Origin of the sequence: uncultured Sunxiuqinia sp., from assembly GCF_963974515.1 — a bacterium.
GTDB lineage: Bacteria > Bacteroidota > Bacteroidia > Bacteroidales > Prolixibacteraceae > Sunxiuqinia.
On the sequence record NZ_CAXBDD010000020.1, the window covers coordinates 1 to 16,884 of the forward strand.

At 42.6% G+C, this 16,884-nt stretch carries 16 protein-coding genes; 10 read left to right on the top strand and 6 right to left on the bottom strand.

The annotated features are described in order from the left end of the window. Window positions 1-226, top strand: a 226-nt coding sequence (locus AAC033_RS07000; RefSeq protein WP_339736635.1) for a transposase, incomplete at its 5' end; no start/stop codon positions are given. A gap of 241 nt (window positions 227-467) precedes the next feature. Here AAC033_RS07000 and AAC033_RS07005 read toward each other — a convergent pair. Beyond that, entirely contained in the window at window positions 468-3,095 is a 2,628-nt protein-coding gene (locus tag AAC033_RS07005; RefSeq protein ID WP_339736636.1) for a putative LPS assembly protein LptD, read from the bottom strand. Window positions 3,096-3,204: 109 nt separating this feature from the next. Between AAC033_RS07005 and AAC033_RS07010 the strand changes: the two genes are divergently transcribed. The 8 genes from AAC033_RS07010 (at window position 3,205) to AAC033_RS07045 (ending at window position 10,197) form a co-directional block, all read left to right on the top strand. Next, a complete protein-coding gene (locus tag AAC033_RS07010; RefSeq protein WP_339736637.1) occupies window positions 3,205-4,356 on the top strand; it encodes an N-acetylmuramoyl-L-alanine amidase in 1,152 nt (383 codons plus the stop codon). A gap of 69 nt (window positions 4,357-4,425) precedes the next feature. After that, window positions 4,426-5,688, top strand: a complete 1,263-nt coding sequence (locus AAC033_RS07015) for an MlaD family protein (protein WP_339736638.1) — start codon at window positions 4,426-4,428, stop codon at window positions 5,686-5,688. Between the two features lie 275 nt (window positions 5,689-5,963). Further along, window positions 5,964-7,394, top strand: coding sequence for a chromosomal replication initiator protein DnaA (gene dnaA, locus AAC033_RS07020; protein WP_339736639.1), 1,431 nt, complete (start codon window positions 5,964-5,966; stop codon window positions 7,392-7,394). 52 nt (window positions 7,395-7,446) lie between these two features. Then, window positions 7,447-8,049: a YigZ family protein gene (locus AAC033_RS07025; RefSeq protein WP_339736640.1), complete on the top strand. Its 603-nt coding sequence runs from the start codon at window positions 7,447-7,449 to the stop codon at window positions 8,047-8,049. An 84-nt stretch (window positions 8,050-8,133) separates the two neighbouring features. Further along, entirely contained in the window at window positions 8,134-8,340 is a 207-nt protein-coding gene (locus AAC033_RS07030; RefSeq protein ID WP_339736641.1) for a hypothetical protein, read from the top strand. Between the two features lie 13 nt (window positions 8,341-8,353). Then, window positions 8,354-9,265, top strand: coding sequence for an aspartate carbamoyltransferase (pyrB, locus tag AAC033_RS07035; RefSeq protein ID WP_339736642.1), 912 nt, complete (start codon window positions 8,354-8,356; stop codon window positions 9,263-9,265). Between the two features lie 5 nt (window positions 9,266-9,270). After that, window positions 9,271-9,738 carry an aspartate carbamoyltransferase regulatory subunit gene (pyrI, locus tag AAC033_RS07040; RefSeq protein WP_339736643.1) on the top strand — a complete coding sequence of 156 codons (468 nt, stop codon included), beginning with the start codon at window positions 9,271-9,273 and terminating at the stop codon, window positions 9,736-9,738. A 12-nt stretch (window positions 9,739-9,750) separates the two neighbouring features. Further along, window positions 9,751-10,197: a GAF domain-containing protein gene (locus AAC033_RS07045; protein WP_339736644.1), complete on the top strand. Its 447-nt coding sequence runs from the start codon at window positions 9,751-9,753 to the stop codon at window positions 10,195-10,197. Window positions 10,198-10,264: 67 nt separating this feature from the next. Here AAC033_RS07045 and AAC033_RS07050 read toward each other — a convergent pair whose 3' ends face one another. The 5 genes from AAC033_RS07050 to AAC033_RS07070 form a co-directional block, all read right to left on the bottom strand. Continuing rightward, window positions 10,265-10,537 carry an RNA-binding protein gene (locus AAC033_RS07050; protein ID WP_339736645.1) on the bottom strand — a complete coding sequence of 91 codons (273 nt, stop codon included), beginning with the start codon at window positions 10,535-10,537 and terminating at the stop codon, window positions 10,265-10,267. A gap of 458 nt (window positions 10,538-10,995) precedes the next feature. Continuing rightward, a complete protein-coding gene (locus AAC033_RS07055) occupies window positions 10,996-12,039 on the bottom strand; it encodes a class I SAM-dependent rRNA methyltransferase (RefSeq protein ID WP_339736646.1) in 1,044 nt (347 codons plus the stop codon). Continuing rightward, window positions 12,036-12,614 carry a 3'-5' exonuclease gene (locus tag AAC033_RS07060; RefSeq protein ID WP_339736647.1) on the bottom strand — a complete coding sequence of 193 codons (579 nt, stop codon included), beginning with the start codon at window positions 12,612-12,614 and terminating at the stop codon, window positions 12,036-12,038. The genes AAC033_RS07055 and AAC033_RS07060 overlap by 4 nt, the downstream gene beginning before the upstream one ends. Window positions 12,615-12,616: 2 nt before the next feature. Beyond that, on the bottom strand, window positions 12,617-13,249 hold the full coding sequence (locus AAC033_RS07065; RefSeq protein ID WP_339736648.1) for a DUF5063 domain-containing protein: 633 nt from the start codon (window positions 13,247-13,249) through the stop codon (window positions 12,617-12,619). Between the two features lie 42 nt (window positions 13,250-13,291). After that, window positions 13,292-15,223 carry an ATP-dependent DNA helicase RecQ gene (locus AAC033_RS07070; protein ID WP_339736649.1) on the bottom strand — a complete coding sequence of 644 codons (1,932 nt, stop codon included), beginning with the start codon at window positions 15,221-15,223 and terminating at the stop codon, window positions 13,292-13,294. Between the two features lie 159 nt (window positions 15,224-15,382). Here AAC033_RS07070 and guaB point away from each other — a divergent pair, with 159 nt between their 5' ends. Further along, on the top strand, window positions 15,383-16,855 hold the full coding sequence (gene guaB, locus AAC033_RS07075) for an IMP dehydrogenase (protein ID WP_339736650.1): 1,473 nt from the start codon (window positions 15,383-15,385) through the stop codon (window positions 16,853-16,855). Window positions 16,856-16,884: the final 29 nt, after the last annotated feature.

A 16,884-nucleotide genomic window follows, 5' to 3' on the forward strand; every position in this document is an offset into this window, starting at 1 on the left:
TAAATCTAAAAAGTTCATGGCAAAAATTGAAGAGTGGAGAAGAAATGATCTGTTGATTTATTTCCTCCCTCCATATTCACCGGAATTGAACCTGATAGAAATCCTGTGGCGGAGAATCAAATATCAATGGTTGCCTTTTGAAGCTTATCTCAGTTTTCAGAATCTCAAAGAACGCTTGTCGTACGTTTTGAATAATTTTGGTCCCAAATACGACATTAAATTTTAATCGTTACTAAATTGAGGTGTGACTCTAAATAATTTGATACTGTCTGTAGATAATCAACATGTGACGACAAATTATTTGATGTTGACACCAAATAATCGCCCCTGGTGTCTCCGTGAATTCGTGTTAAAATTAAAGTTGTGCCCCTTCTCATTTTCCCTCTCACACACGTCTCGTCTCACCCTCGTGTCTTTGCGTCCGCGCGTTTAAAACAGAATTGATCCCTGGCAATGTCAACCGTTGATCAACGGTTATCGAACCAGCTGCGTTGCTTATCGATCTTGAGGTCTTTCAGCATAGCCGACGAAGCGTTGATGGTGAAGCTGTAGCTTTTGCGTTGCCCGAAAGGCACAAAGTTGAAACTCATGTTCCAGCAGTGTAGCCGCCGGTTCACATTGAAGGTCGTGAAAGAGAATTCGCGGGCCTGCACATCAAAGTTGGTGGTTAGCGACATGTTCCATTCGCGGGTTAAATTTAAGCGTCCGCTAAAATTCAAACTCTGGTTGATCTGCGCGTCGTGATAAGGGCTTCGCTTGGAATAACTCAAGCTGTAATCGAAGCGGAAATCCCAAGGAATGTCAAAGTCATAGTATTCAATGTAGCCATCCGGATGAACGATTTGCTCTACATTGTCGCCTTCGCCTTCCTCCTTATTCTCCTCCTTTTTCGATTTAAAGGACATTCCAAACGACAAGTTGGCATTGGTTAGCCGCCCAAGTTTGGACAAACCCGAGCTTTCGTTCCACATGTACTTATTAATCTTATTGCCATTCAAATCGGTAGCGTATGGATCCAGCGTTCCCCCAAAATTAAGGTTGACCCCTTTGATAGTCGTCCGTCCGCTAATCCGGATATTACTCAGGTTTAACGAATCCGCAATCAGGTTATAGGAGCCGCTGAAGCCCAGGTTGTCGATAATTTTCACCTTTTCGAATTTATCTTCATCCGAAGTAATGGTGTCACTTTTAGCCGCGACTTTAGCTTCCAGGTTATTGGTCAAACCGAAATTGATTGAGCCACTTTCCCGCCCGGTAGCCGAGCCAAAAATCCCGTCGCGAAAGCGGTTGTAGGCAACCTCTTTTCCATTTTCATCAATATAGGTATCCCAAAAGCCGTACTTCGGATCGGTAAAATCAGGATTATAGCTTAAACTTACCGAGGGCGACATTTTATGCCGGATGGCTTTCACCCGCGAGTTGGGGTTTTTAATCTGGTACATCCCATAAATATTGGTTTGCGAACTCAATGAAAAGGAATAGTTGTAATTCCGTTTAAAAGCGTAAATCGTATCCAACCATAAGGTTCCCTCTTCAGCAATGTGGTCGTAGGCATAACTCTGCTCGATGTAGTTGGTGTACCAGCGTTCCGAATAACTGATGCTCGGACTAACGTTGATGTACTTAAACAAATTGAAGTTCGGCAGCGAGATCGGGATCGAGTGCTTCCATCCGTTTCGCCAATCCGTAATCAACGACTTTTTCAGAATTTCTTCTTCATGCGCAGTGATCGAATTTTTGATGTTCCCCGTATAACTAAAGCCGATTTTCTCGTACCACTTAGCCGCGCCTATCCTGCCCTTTTGTTTAAACGGGTATATTTTCGACATTGAAAAAGTAAGCTCAGGGAAGCTGAGTGAAATGGTCGAATCGCGCGAGTTTTGCGAATGTCTGAAACTGGAGGACATGTTAAAAGGTGAGTTTTCCCACTTCTTGGAATAGGAAATACTCGACGACTTGGTAGTCTGCAAATAGCTTTGCACATCGTTCGAGTTCTGTTTGTCGTAACTCGTTGTTGAAAGGTTGACGTTGGCCGAAAAGGTTTGAAACGGGTTGGCCTTTGCATCCTGCGAATGCGACCACTGCACGGAAAAACCCGGAGATCTGCTAAAATCGGGCAAGCCTGGATCACTGTAGCGGTTCACATTATAGCGGAAGTCGAAGCTTCCGGAGAATTTGTACCTTTTTTTATAATTGGTGTGCAGGTTACTTCCCCATGATCCTTTCGAGTAAATATCACCTTTTACTGTCAAGTCGAAATACTGGCTGGCCGCCCAGTAGTACCCACCTTCGCGCAAAAAGAAGCCCCTATTTTGTTCTTCGCCGTATGTTGGAATGATTATTCCCGAGGAATAACTGGGCGAGTTTGGAAAAAAGCCAAAGGGTATCATTGGAAAATAAATCGGAAAATCTTCGAGCACCAAATATGCCGGACCGGTAATGATTTTTTTATTCGAAATTACCTTGGCTTTGGTCATACGCAAATAGAAGTGCGGATGATCGGCATCGCAAGTGGTGTATTTTCCCCTTTTCAGAATAAAAGACTCCGCATCAATTTTCTTTGTCCGGTCACTGTGCACATAACCATCGCCCTGTTGGGTTTTGACATCGGTAATAATCCCTTTTTGAGTTTCGAAATTATAGCGCAAGGTTTTACTCTCAAACTCCTCACTCCCATCTTTAAACACCGGGGTTCCCTGAACCACGTCTGCAGAATCCGGAACGCCTTCGGCGTAGACCTCTTTGGTCTGCAAATCCAGCTCAATGTAATCGGCCTTCAACTCAATAGTTTGGTAGTTAACCGTCGCCCCTTTATACAGGAAAACTTTTTTGCCATCCAGCGAAACCAGAATTGAATCTTCGGCATTGTATGTGATCGGAGCTTCCAACACTGTTTTTTGGCGTGGCTCTTTTTCTGCAATCGTATCCTGGGATGCCTCCATCTGTCTTAAAAGAATGGAGTCAGGCTGCAATTCCAATTCGGGAGTGATCACCGGGATGGTATCAGTCAATTCCTGTGCATACGAGGAAAAACACAATAAAAGCAGCAAATATGTAATTCGAATTTTTATCAAACCAGGTATAATGTTAGCCATCGCGGTTACATTGGATTGCAAAAATATAAATTCAATGCAGACAAATGGGTGAACAAATGCAAAATAATTTTAATATTTCTATTTTTGTTTCGTTCTACTTATTATGCATATGGATATTACAAAAAAGTTGATCTTTGTTTTTGCTGTCGTTGTTTTTAATCTTTCTCCGGTTGCTCAAGCAAAAACCGCACCAGACACCGCACCAGACAGACCATTTACGGTGATCATTGATCCCGGGCATGGGGGAAAGGATCCGGGTGCCGTATATAAACAGATCAGGGAAAAAGATATTGTTCTTGGAATTGGGTTGAAACTCGGAAATTACATCCGCGAACATCTGCCCGATGTTAAAATAATTTACACCCGCGACCGGGATGTTTTCGTGCCTCTGCACGAACGCGCCGAAATTGCCAACAAAAACAAAGCCGACCTATTTGTTTCGTTGCATGCCAATTATTGCGGTACACCATCGATCACCGGAACCGAAACTTTTGTGTTGGGCTTACACCGAACACAGGAAAACCTTGAGGTTGCTAAAAAGGAAAATGCCGTAATTTTAATGGAGGACGACTACTCCACCACATACCAGGGTTTTGACCCGAATTCTTCAGAATCGTACATCATGTTTGAAATGGTTCAGGACGAACACCTGTTTCAGAGTATAAATCTGGCAGCCGAAATACAAAGTCAGTTTAAAAACCGGGCCGGCAGAAGAGACCGAGGCGTGAAACAAGCCGGTTTTTTGGTTTTGCGCCGCACCAGTATGCCCAGTGTACTAGTTGAAGCAGGCTTTTTAAGCAACAGCTACGAAGCCAACTATATGAACAGCGACGATGGACAAGCCTATCTTGCTTCGGCTATTTTCAGAGCTGTAAGAGACTATAAAAAAGCCATCGACAGTAAAAGCGACTATAAACTTTTGGCTTCAAACACAGAGACCGAAACACCTGTCGTTGAGCATCCGACACTAGAAAATGAAACCGTCGAAAGTCGGGTTGAAGGCATTTATTTTCGAATTCAACTAGCCGCAACCAGCAAAAAAATTGAACCCGCAGCTTCAAACTTTAAAGGACTCAGCAACGTTGAACGAATGCAAGTAAATCCGGTTTATAAATATTTCTATGGCAAAACAGAGTCTTTTGAGGAAATACAAACCCTGAAAAATCAGATTGTCTCCTTATTTCCTGATGCCTTTGTTGTTGCTTTTGAACACGATGAAATCATTCCGTTGAAAAAGGCACTCCGAAAAATAAAACCATAGTTCGCAGATCAATGTTTGTATACTATTGTAATGCTTACTAATATTGTATTAAACAAGCTGAAAACAACTATGAAACTGTCCAAGTACACCAAATTAGGTCTGTTGATCGTCTTTAGTTTCGCCATCTTTATTTGGGGAATGAACTACCTCAAGGGCATCGATTTCTTTAAGAAAAACACTACCTACAATGTTCTTTATGAACGTATTGACGGACTGCTCGAATCCAGCGCGGTAATAATGAACGGATACCAGGTTGGACAAGTAAAATCAATTGATTTCTCAGACAAGAATGATGGGAGCCTCGTTGTAAGTTTTTCTCTTGAAGGTGATTTCAGAATCCCGAGAGGCTCAACTGCCCGGATTATTTCATCCGACATTATGGGAACAAAATCCATCAAACTTCAGATTATACCCTCCAATTCGTACTATCAGCCCGGCGACACGATTCCTGGCAGTATCGAGGAGGATCTGAAAGAACAGGTGAGCATGCAGGTGCTCCCTTTAAAAAACAAGGCAGAGCAGTTACTGGCTTCGCTCGACTCTGCGATCACTGTCATAACCTATGTGTTTAACGCCGAAGCCCGGAAAAATCTTTCAGAAAGTTTTACACGAATAAACCAGACTATCCTCAACCTTGAAACCGCTTCGAATGAACTGAGCGACATTCTGGTTTCCGAAAAGTCAAACCTTAAAGGGGTCATTCAAAACATGAATGAACTTACGGCAAACCTAAATGAAAATAGCGATGATTTTTCGAACATTGTCAGTAATTTTTCATCCATCAGCGATAGCCTGGCTGCCGCAGACATGGCAAAATTGGTAGTTGAACTGCGTGGGTCGGCCGAAGGAATTAATAGCATCATCGAAAAGGTGAATGCAGGAGAAGGCTCTGCGGGCAAACTGATAAGCGATGAAGAATTGTACAGCAACCTGACCGAAATGAGCCAAAGTCTCGACTACTTGCTAAAAGATATTCGGAACAACCCCAAACGTTACGTCCATTTCTCTGCTTTCGATTTGGGAAAAAACGTTTATGTTTCACCTCAAACTGCCAAATCCGGAAGCAAAGATGATTACCGACTCAAAGTTCACTTGATCTCCAGTCCATCCAGACTTTCCCTTGAAAATTCAATGTTCAGTGAATTTGATCAGGTTGAAGAAGTTGAAATCTCCGGCGTTTACAGCTATTTAACAGGCAACACATCGGATATCGAAAAAATTATGAAAACTCACACGGAAGCTAAAGTAGTTTTCCCGGATGCCAGTATTGTAGCTTTTAAAAATGGTCGAAATGTAAGGCTGGAAAAGGCTTTAAAGAAATTAGGAAATTAGCATCTTAAATTTTCTCAAAAAAAGTTAAAATCCGCAACCGACTCTAAATACAGACGTTTCAAACACTGCTCATTCTAAATAGCTAATAATGTGATTGTTATACAGCATAAAAAAAACAAAATTCTTAACTACTTGACTAATAAGTAGGTTATATTGGTTTGTTAAAAGTCAAGTCAATTTTCATTTTTTTAATACTTTTTTTTTCACAAAATTTGTTTCCGGGAATCCAAATAGGGAAAATTTTTGTCGAATATATATTAATCCTGCTGTTCAAAATGAGTAACAATCATCTTGCTGTATGGAATCGTTGTCTTGCTGTAATTAAAGATAATGTTCCTACAATTAGTTTTAAGACCTGGTTTGAGCCAATTGTACCGGTGAAAATTAACGATCAAGTGTTGACCATTCAAGTGCCAAGTCCATTCTTCTATGAATATTTGGAAGAACAATACATTGACTTGTTGCGAAAAACCCTGCGTAAAGAGGTTGGTAACGATGCCAAACTCGAGTATGTTGTTGTTATGGGAAATAACCAAAGTAATTCGCAGCCTTACACGGTTAAATATCCAACCAACAACAACAGTAAGATCCAGAATAAACCGCTCAACATTCCCCTAAAAACAGAGGGAAAGGCTTCTATCAGAAATCCTTTTATCATTCCCGGTATTCAAAAGCTTCAGGTTGATCCCCAACTGAAGGCTGACAACACTTTTGAGAATTTTGTTGAAGGAGAATGCAACCGCCTGGCACGAAGCGCCGGTTATGCCGTAGCACAAAACCCAGGGGGTACAGCCTTTAACCCGTTGATGATTTACGGAAACTCCGGACTTGGAAAAACCCACCTGGCACATGCCATTGGTATTGAGGTAAAAGAACGCTTTGCCGACAAAATCGTTCTGTACGTCAACGCCAATAAGTTTCAAACCCAGTTTACCGAAGCCATTCGGAACAATAACAGGAATGATTTTCTTCACTTTTACCAGATGATTGATGTGCTGATCCTCGATGATGTACACGAATTTGCAGGGAAGGAAAAAACGCAGGAAACATTCTTTCACATTTTCAACCATCTTCACCAAAGCGGCAAACAATTGATCCTTACATCAGACAAACCACCGATCGAGCTTAAAGGAATGGAACAACGCTTGCTTTCCCGATTTAAATGGGGTTTGACGGCTGATTTGCAGGTGCCCGACTTTGAAACCCGCATGGAAATCCTGAAACGGAAAACTTATAAAGATGGCATTGAAATAAGCGACGAAGTTCTGGAATACATTGCCTCACACATCGGCAACAATGTGCGAGAGTTGGAAGGAGCATTAGTCTCACTTTTGGCGCAGTCAACCTTGAACCGCAAGGAAGTAACCATTGAGCTGGCGAGCGATATGGTTAACAAACTGGTTAAAAGCTCCAAACGGGAATTGTCAATCGATTACATATCAAAAGTAGTATGTGACTATTTCAATATGCCGGTTGATTCTCTTCAGGCCAGGACACGCAAACGCGAAATTGTTCAGGCTCGCCAATTGGCGATGTATTTTTCCAAAAGCCTGACAAAATCATCATTGGCCTCTATTGGAGCACAAATTGGCAAAAAGGACCATGCCACCGTATTGCACGCTTGCAAAACGGTCAACAACCTGAAAGACACGGACAAAAATTTCAAGTTCTTTGTCGAAGAAATAGAAAAGAAATTAAAAATGTAACTGTAACTAGTGCTGGCAGATCAAAACGATCTGCCTTTTTTATAATCCAAAAATGACAGACTCATTTCTGACCATTGCAAAAGCCGAAGAAGGATTGTATAAAGACAAAGGTAGTAAGTTCATTGCCTATGCTTTTCCTGTTGAGTCAGAAGATGAAATTAAAGACCACATCCAGAGTCTGAAAAAAGCGCATCACTCGGCACGTCACCATTGCTATGCATGGCGGCTGGGAGCCGAAAAAACACACTTCCGGGCAAACGATGATGGCGAACCTTCATCAACAGCGGGCAAACCAATTTTAGGGCAAATCATACGATTAGATCTGACGAATATTTTGATCGTGGTTGTTCGCTATTTTGGTGGCACCCTGCTGGGTGTTGGTGGCCTGATTAACGCATACAAAGCAGCAGCAGCTGATGTTTTGGCGCACTCAAACATTATTGAAAAGCTCGTTGAGACCAGTATTACCATAGACTTTGACTATCCTAACATGAATGCGGTGATGCAAATTTTCAAAGAGGAAAATCTGGATCAAAAGGAAAGCCAATTCGAACTCCGCTGCAAAATCAAAACATCGGTTCGAAAAAGTGAAGCCGAACGAATTACTGAAAAGTTTCGAAAAATCGAAGGCGTTGATGTAGGCCTTCTTGATTAATGCCTGCTTTGTTAATAAATCGGTGATAAAACCTACATCCAATTATCGCTTAACAAGGAACAAATTATTTAATTTTGGGTTTTGATGAAGCGTTTAAACGTTCGATATAATTTCCCAACTGGTGACCAGGATCACCCGAAAAAAAAATTCCCTTTATTTAAACGTTCTATCAAAGCATTCAAGAGACATTATCAGGCTCAGCAAATTAGTTTATTACCGGCATATTACCCGGATAATGAAAAACCAACAGTGATTTTTAATCCTGTTGGTTTTTTTTTGAACCCATTTTAATGAAAGAAAACATATGAGTAAAAAAGATTTAATTTCCATCATGGATTATTCGAAGGAAGATTACCTGAGAATAATGGATATGGCTGCTGATTTTGAAGAAAATCCGAACCAGACCCTACTGGAAGGCAAGGTTGTAGCCTCGTTGTTTTTCGAGCCCTCAACCCGTACCCGGTTGAGTTTTGAAACAGCTATTAACCGGATGGGCGGACGTATTGTAGGCTTTTCTGACTCTGGCTCCTCCAGTGTGTCAAAAGGAGAAACCCTGCACGATACCATCCGCATGGTTTCGCAATATGCCGATTTAATTGTCATGCGGCACCCACTGGAAGGAAGTGCCCGCTATGCCGCAGAAGTCTCCTCAGTTCCGGTGATTAATGCTGGCGATGGAGCCAACCAGCATCCAACCCAAACCCTGCTGGATATGTACTCTATTTTGAAGACCCAAAAGACCTTCGACAACCTGAATATCTTTATGGTTGGCGACCTCCGCTACGGACGCACGGTTCACTCGCTTTTGATGGCCTTGTCGCAATTCGAAAATCCAATTTTCAATTTCATAGCACCCGAAGAACTTCAAATGCCGGAAGAATACAAAATCTACCTGCGTGAAAAAGGAATCCGCTTCTTCGAACATCGCGAATTTACAAACATCATTTCAGAAGCTGACATTGTTTACATGACCCGCGTTCAAAAGGAACGGTTCTCCGATCCTATGGAATACGAAAAAGTTAAAAATGTCTACATCCTCAGAAATAGTATGCTGAAGAATACGAAACCGAACATGCGCATACTGCATCCGCTGCCACGAGTCAATGAAATTGCCACCGATGTAGATCAAAATGAAAAAGCATATTACTTCCAACAGGCGCGTAACGGAGTATTCGCACGCGAAGCTATTATTTCTCATGCACTAAACTTAAAGTAATTGTCATGAAAGAGCAGAAAAAGAAATTAAAACTCAAGGTAAGTGCCATTAGCGAGGGCACAGTGATTGACCACATTCCTTCTGAGAGTTTATTCGATGTCATCTCTATTCTGGAGCTGGACAAAACCCGCAATATGATCACCTTTGGAGCCAACCTCGACAGCGGGAAACTCACCAATAAAGCCATCATCAAAGTGTCAAACCAGTTCTTTGAAAATGACGATATCAATCGAATCGCGCTGATTGCTCCCCATGCAAAGCTGAATATCATTCGCGACTACGAAGTGGTGGAGAAAAAGGTCGTCGAAGTTCCAGACCGGGTAGTTGGTATTGTCAAATGCTTCAATCCTAAATGCATCACCAACGCAGAACCGATCACAACCTCATTTTTGGTGATTTCAAAGGAACCAATTACATTGAAATGTAAATATTGCGAGAAAATTACGCATGAAAAACAAATGGTAATCAAGTAGTTAAAAAACAAAATGAAAACAGATTTTTCAGAAACGCTAAATCAGATAAAAGATCTGGTGAAAAGCAACCCGGAGAATTTGCGCTTGCAAATTTGCCAGTTGTTAAAAGAAGAAGTTTACCACTACGATTGGGTCGGGTTTTATCAATTAAATGACGGAGTACTGCATCTGGGCGACTATGCAGGTAAAGCAACTGATCATACCCGAATAGAAGTTGGTAAAGGTGTTTGCGGACAGGTGGCCGAAAAAAAAGAGACCATTATAGTGCAAGATGTCAGCCAGGAAGACAACTACATTGCCTGTAGTCTGGATGTTCAATCCGAAATTGTAGTTCCGATATTACGGCGGGGCGAATTTATTGCCGAGCTGGATATCGACAGCCACTCGCCTGCCCCATTTTCTGAGGATGATCAAATTTTTCTGGAACAGGTTTGTGCCTTAGTTGCCGATAGCTTTTAACTAAAAAGGTTCGTCCGGGAAATCCCAGACGAACCAATATTTTTAGTACAATATAAAAGCCACAAAATTAATAGCGATCTCTTCTCGGAGATCTTTCCGGCCGGGGCCGGGCCTTATTAACTTTTATATTCCTTCCATTTAGTTCAGCTCCATCCAGTTCTGCAACAGCCTTATCACCTTCTGCTTCAACGGCCATTTCAACAAAGCCAAAACCTTTAGCTCTACCAGTTTCACGGTCCTTTACGATTTTCACGGAAACAACTTCTCCGTACTCAGCAAAAATTTCACCCAGTGCTTCTTCTTGAAGATTGTAGTCCAGGTTACCTACGTAAATGTTCATAATTTAAGAATAAAAATTAGAAATGAATAAAAACATAACTGGTGGAGTAAGAAATGTGGACCGGAAACCTTTACTTTGAGATTTTAAAATTATTACCGAAGTCTGGCATGTTCAACCCCACCCAAAATACATAAAACAACGTTGACAGCTGGGAATGAATTTGAATTCATTTTATGGGAAAAGGCCTGATTTTATCTTAAAAACTTCCAGTTCTCAACCATACTATATACAAAAATAAGTATTGTTTTGAATCTGCAAATTTTTTAAATGTTTTTTTTACGATAAGATTCTTAAGAAGTGGTAATGTTATCTTGCAGTTAATCAATGTACAAAACCAATCCTTTCAGATATTCTCCTTCCGGATGGTAAATATTGACAGGGTGGTCGGCCGGCTGATGAAGCTGGTGTAAAATACGCACCTTCCGCCCAGAAATGGCCGCCCCGGAGAAGACTGCTTCTCAGAATTGATCCTTGCTAACAACCTGCGAACAACTAAAAGTAAATAAAACCCCACCAGATCGAATTTGCTCAAAAGCCTTGGCATTTAAGCGCTTGTATGCCTGTAGTGCCGGGCGCAAAGCTCCGCGGTGCTTGGCAAATGCCGGCGGATCAAGAATAATCAGATCATAGCAGTTTTTCATGTCGCGTATAAAGTCGAATGCGTCGGCTGCAAAAGCCTCGTGTCGCTGATCGTCTTTAAAATTCAGGGCTACGTTTTGATTAGTCAACTCAATTGCTTTTGCCGATGAATCAACCGAATGCACCAGCTTAGCGCCACCCTGCATGGCAAAAAACGAAAATCCCCCACTATAGCAAAACATATTCAGCACATCGCGTCCTTTTGAAAAATGTTCAACCAACTTTCGGTTTTCCCGTTGATCGATGAAAAAGCCGGTCTTCTGGCCTTCAATCCAATCGACGTGGTACGAAAGACCATATTCCTTCACCACACCAGGGCCGGAAGATCCCAGTAGATAGCCATTCTCTGGCTGAATATCAGCTTTAAAGGGAAGCGTTTTGTCACTTTTATCGTAAACAGCGATCAACGAGTCACCCATCAACTTTTTTAGAAGTTCTGCCAACTCGTAACGAATATGATACATACCCACAGAATGAGCCTGATAAACCGCCGTGCCGTTATAAAAATCAACAATTAAGCCCGGCATCCCATCGCCTTCGCCATGAATCAGACGAAAAACATTGGTTTGCTCACTTCCCAGCAACCCCAAGGCACGCCGAAGATTGAGCGCTTCCAAAAGCTTTTTCTCCCAAAATGCAGCATCAATGGCAACATCCTCGAAAGAGACGATGCGAATAGCAATGGACCCAATTTGATAATGACCAATCGCCAGAAAATCTTGCTTGCTGGAAACCACCCGAACCAATTCGCCTTCTTCAAGTTCCTGACTGACAAAGTTAATGGCACCCGAGAAGATCCAGGGATGAAACCGATTCAGCGACTGTTCTTTCCCCGGTTTCAGTGTTACGATTGGTATGGTCATGATTGTGCTGTAATTAGCGAATTGAATATCTCACAGGAAACCCAGGCGTCGGTGGCAGCATAACTAAGTTGAGCTTCTGTTAGTTGATCGGCTTCCCAGTTGGATAGCCGTTGCGATTTTGAAATACGGAATCCCAACACGATTCCGGTAATCTTCTTCAGACTGAAATCCTGGATGCCATAATCTTTTACTTCATCTTGCAATTCGATAAAACCACGGGGAATGAAGCGGTTAATTTTTTGTAAAGCTTTGATATCATCACGAATGGCCACACCAACTTTGGTGATGTTTTCATCAGCGAGAATGTCTTTCAGCACATTGGGCAACCCAATTTTACTAACTCTGATGATGAAAGCTTTATCACAAGTTGACAGCTGCAACAGTGCTACCTGATGGACCTGTCCGCGTTTAAAAGAAGGTTTCGTTTCGGTGTCAAATCCCAAAACATCCTGATTTTTAAGATAATTGATCACTGATTTCAGCTGTTCTTCATTTTCAATCAGAACAATCTCCCCGTCAAAGGCATGTAAAGGTAAGTCGGCCAGTGCTTCTTTCGTAATACTTTCTATAAACATATCTAATCTCCCTGGTTGTTAAATAATTGATTGAGCCAATCTGGCTTACTACTTCCCCCGGATTCATCATCATCATCATTTTCAGATGCCAGCTTCATATGAGCATCTAAATCTTTGTCGCTATAAACAAGCGAATGAACAGCCCGCAATGAATTGACCAGGCGTTGTCCCCAAAAAGTCTTGAAGTTATCCATGCACAGCCACAAGGCCTCCTGCATAACCAGCTCATCGCCGGTTCGGTAGGACATTAGGAAATCCTTCAAATCTTGGTAAATATCGGATAAGCATTCCGAAATACTTGCAACTAACGGCGCATCGCTAAATTGCATTTCAGTATCAAAAACCTCCTGGAAATCATCATGCTCACCCAACAAATTCATGACCTTCTGTTGCAAAAAATTATAATCCACCTCGCTCACAAACTTCTCAAGTCCCATTTCCTCGTAGCTTTCCACTTCGGGCAAAACCGAGATTTTCAGATAGAGCAACGGTAACATCTTTTGAACTTTATCCAGAAAAGCACGTGGAGTCAGTGTCCTGGCTGCTTCCAGAAAGCTACAGTACTCATTGGCTACGGTAACGAACTCAATTACATTTTTCGAATATACTGTTGGATTTAAACTTTCCTCGGCCATAATATTCACATTAATCCTGCAAAAATAATAAGATTTTCCGTTTCACTCGGGTTTTGCACCATTTGCCTGCTGATTTCGCTTCCATTCCAGCTTATTATCAATGCGCTTAACAATTTTACCGTTATCCATCAGCCAATGAATAACTTTAATCTTGCGGTCCTCATTCCCTTTTAACTTCATGATCAGTTCTTCAAAGGAACACGCCTCAGTCAGGTTTTCCCTAATCTCTCCCGCAAGGCGGTCAAACTCCAGCTTGCTCAAACCCAACTCATTTCGCTCCAGGCAAACATCACAATTACCGCAGCGAACCGATTCATCTTCACCAAAATACTGTAACAATACCTGGCTGCGACACTTCAGCTTTTGGGTTGAATAATGAATCATCGCTTCCACCCTTTTCTGGTAATCATGTTTACGATCGGTGTAATGCTCCTTCGAAATTTTTAACCGGCTGATATCAATCCGCTCTTTTGGAAAATAAATATAGGGCGTATTTTTCCGGGGAATGTAATGAATGATCTTATAGGAATTTAAATGATTCAGAAACCGATAAACCACCTCAACCGTAAGCCCTGCACGCTTGGCCAGCAACTCTTCATTGATCGGAACATAATCGGTAAACAAGCCCGAGTAGGAACGAAGAATCAACTTGATAAATCCATCAAAGCTGGCATTGGCCACCTGAAACTTGTACAAATCATCGCGGCCAACAATAAAAATCAGCCGGGACGGATTGTCAGATTCATCCGTCAACTCCAGATACCCCTCACGCTGCAAAATCTTGATGCTGTTGTAAATGGTCTGAATCTGCATGGTATATTTCGATGCAAATTCACCCAAGTTGAAATCCCTTGTTTGATTGATTCCATAACCAACAGCCAACTGAAAAGTATTGCAAAGTGCCTGGTACACGTTTTTAATCACCTGAATTTCGGGAAACGATTTCTCGATATTTTTCTTCAGAGCCAGCACGTCCGACTTGCTATAAATTAACACAGCATAGGCTTTGTTTCCGTCACGTCCAGCCCTGCCCGCTTCCTGAAAATACGCTTCGGGCGAATCGGCTGGCCCATAGTGAATCACAAAGCGAACATTCGCCTTATCAATTCCCATTCCAAACGCGTTGGTGGCGACAATTACCCGTGTTTTTCCCGATTTCCAATCGTCCTGCTTCTTCTCGCGGTTTAAGCTACTCAAACCGGCATGGTAATAATCAGCCGAGATGTTATTTTTACGTAAATATTCGCTGATTTCTTTTGTCAATTTGCGGCTACGGACATAAACAATTCCTGTTCCTTTGGCCCGCTGGACCGATTGCAGTAAGTACGGCATTTTGTCTTCGCGTTCGCGGACAATATAGATCAGATTATCGCGGAAAAAACTTTTCCGAAGCACATGCTCTTTCTTGAAATCAAGCTGTTTCTGAATATCTTTTTCCACCTCTCGGGTCGCCGTTGCCGTAAGTGCCAAAACCGGTACATCAGGCAACAGTTTCCGAAGTTCGGTGATTTTTCGGTAGCTCGGTCTGAAATCATAGCCCCACTGCGAAATACAATGAGCCTCATCCACCGTAATAAGGTTGATGTCCATATTGGCCAGATGATCTTTAAACCGCTCGGTGTTGACACGTTCTGGCGACAAATACAGAAACTTGTAATCGCCCCAACTGGCTTTATCGAAGGCAATTTTAATTTCGCGCTGGCTCAATCCCGAATGAATAGCCAATGCCTTAATTCCCTTTTTATTCAGGTTTTCTACCTGATCCTTCATCAGCGAAATGAGTGGCGTAATCACCAGGCAAATCCCCGGTTTGGCAAGGGAGTATACCTGAAACGTGATGGATTTACCTCCTCCGGTTGGCATCAGACCAAGCGTATCATGCCCGTCAGCAATCGACTGGATTATCTCTTCCTGCAAAGGGCGAAAATTAGAATAACCCCAATAACGAGTCAATATGGACTTAAAATCACTCACACGAACGAATTTTTTGCAATGATTATAAAAACAGATTCAACTTAACAAATTTTAATGAAATTTAATTTTTTTAATGGAGACTTGCAACGCCATAGCCAAAGCTTAATCCGGTTATTTTTTGTAGTTTTGGCCTATTAATTTCAACTAAAAATCCGCTTCATGTCGTTTCACACAGATAAGATCGTTTCAGAGGGGCTAACATTCGATGATGTTCTGCTAATTCCCTCCTATTCTGCTGTTTTGCCCCGCGATGTGGATTTGAGCTCGTCATTTTCGCGCTCCATCAAATTAAACACGCCCATTGTTACAGCTGCTATGGATACGGTTACCGAATGGACCATGGCAATTGCCATTGCACGCGAAGGTGGTATTGGAGTCATTCATAAAAACATGAGCATAGAAGAACAAGCCCGGCAGGTAATTTCGGTCAAACGTGCCGAAAATGGTATGATTTACAACCCAATTACCATTGAACGGGAAAAACTGGTCCGCCATGCGTTGGAAATTATGAGAACGTACAAAATCGGTGGTATCCCCGTGGTCGATTCCAACAACATCCTAGTCGGTATTGTCACCAACCGCGACCTGAGGTTTGAACAGGACATGGACCGACCGATTGCCGAAGTTATGACTTCCGAAAACCTGGTTTACACCGCCGAATCGACGGATTTGGAAAAAGCGGCTGAAATTCTTCAGAAATACAAAATTGAAAAGCTACCGGTTGTTGATCAGCATAAAAAACTGATAGGACTGGTTACTTACAAAGATATTACCAAAGCTAAAGACAAGCCTTTGGCCTGCAAAGACGAGAAAGGCCGGCTGCGTGTCGCAGCCGGAGTAGGCGTCACCGCTGATACGATGGATCGGATTGACGAATTGGTCAAAGCGCAAGTGGATGCCATTGTGATTGATACAGCGCACGGACATTCGAAAGGCGTGTTGGAGACTTTGCGTCAGGCCAAGGCAAAATACCCGGAGATTGACTTTATTGCGGGAAACATTGCTACAGCCGAAGCAGCCACCGACCTGGTTTTAGCGGGTGCTGACGCGGTAAAAGTTGGCATTGGCCCCGGATCGATCTGTACAACCCGCGTGGTGGCCGGAGTCGGAATCCCGCAACTATCGGCGATTTACGATGTGGCAAAAAGCTTAAAAGACAGTGATGTTCCGGTGATTGCGGATGGCGGCATCCGGTATTCAGGCGATATTGTAAAGGCCATTGCTGCCGGGGCCAACTCCATTATGGCCGGATCGCTGTTTGCCGGAGTGGAAGAATCGCCCGGAGAAACCATCATTTTTCAGGGACGAAAATTCAAATCTTACCGAGGCATGGGTTCGGTTGAAGCCATGCAGGCGGGATCGAAAGACCGCTATTTTCAAGATGTTGAAGATGATATCAAAAAACTGGTTCCTGAAGGAATTACTGCCCGAGTGCCTTACAAGGGAACCTTGTATGAGGTGCTTTACCAGTTGATCGGTGGACTGAAGGCTGGCATGGGGTATTGTGGCGCAAAAGACATTGAAGAATTGATGCACGCCAAATTCACCAAAATTACGGCATCCGGGGTTCAGGAAAGTCACCCACATGATGTTTCCGTTACGCGCGAAGCTCCCAATTACAGCACCCGTTGAGGGTTACCGTTCCAAATCGTGACAGACAA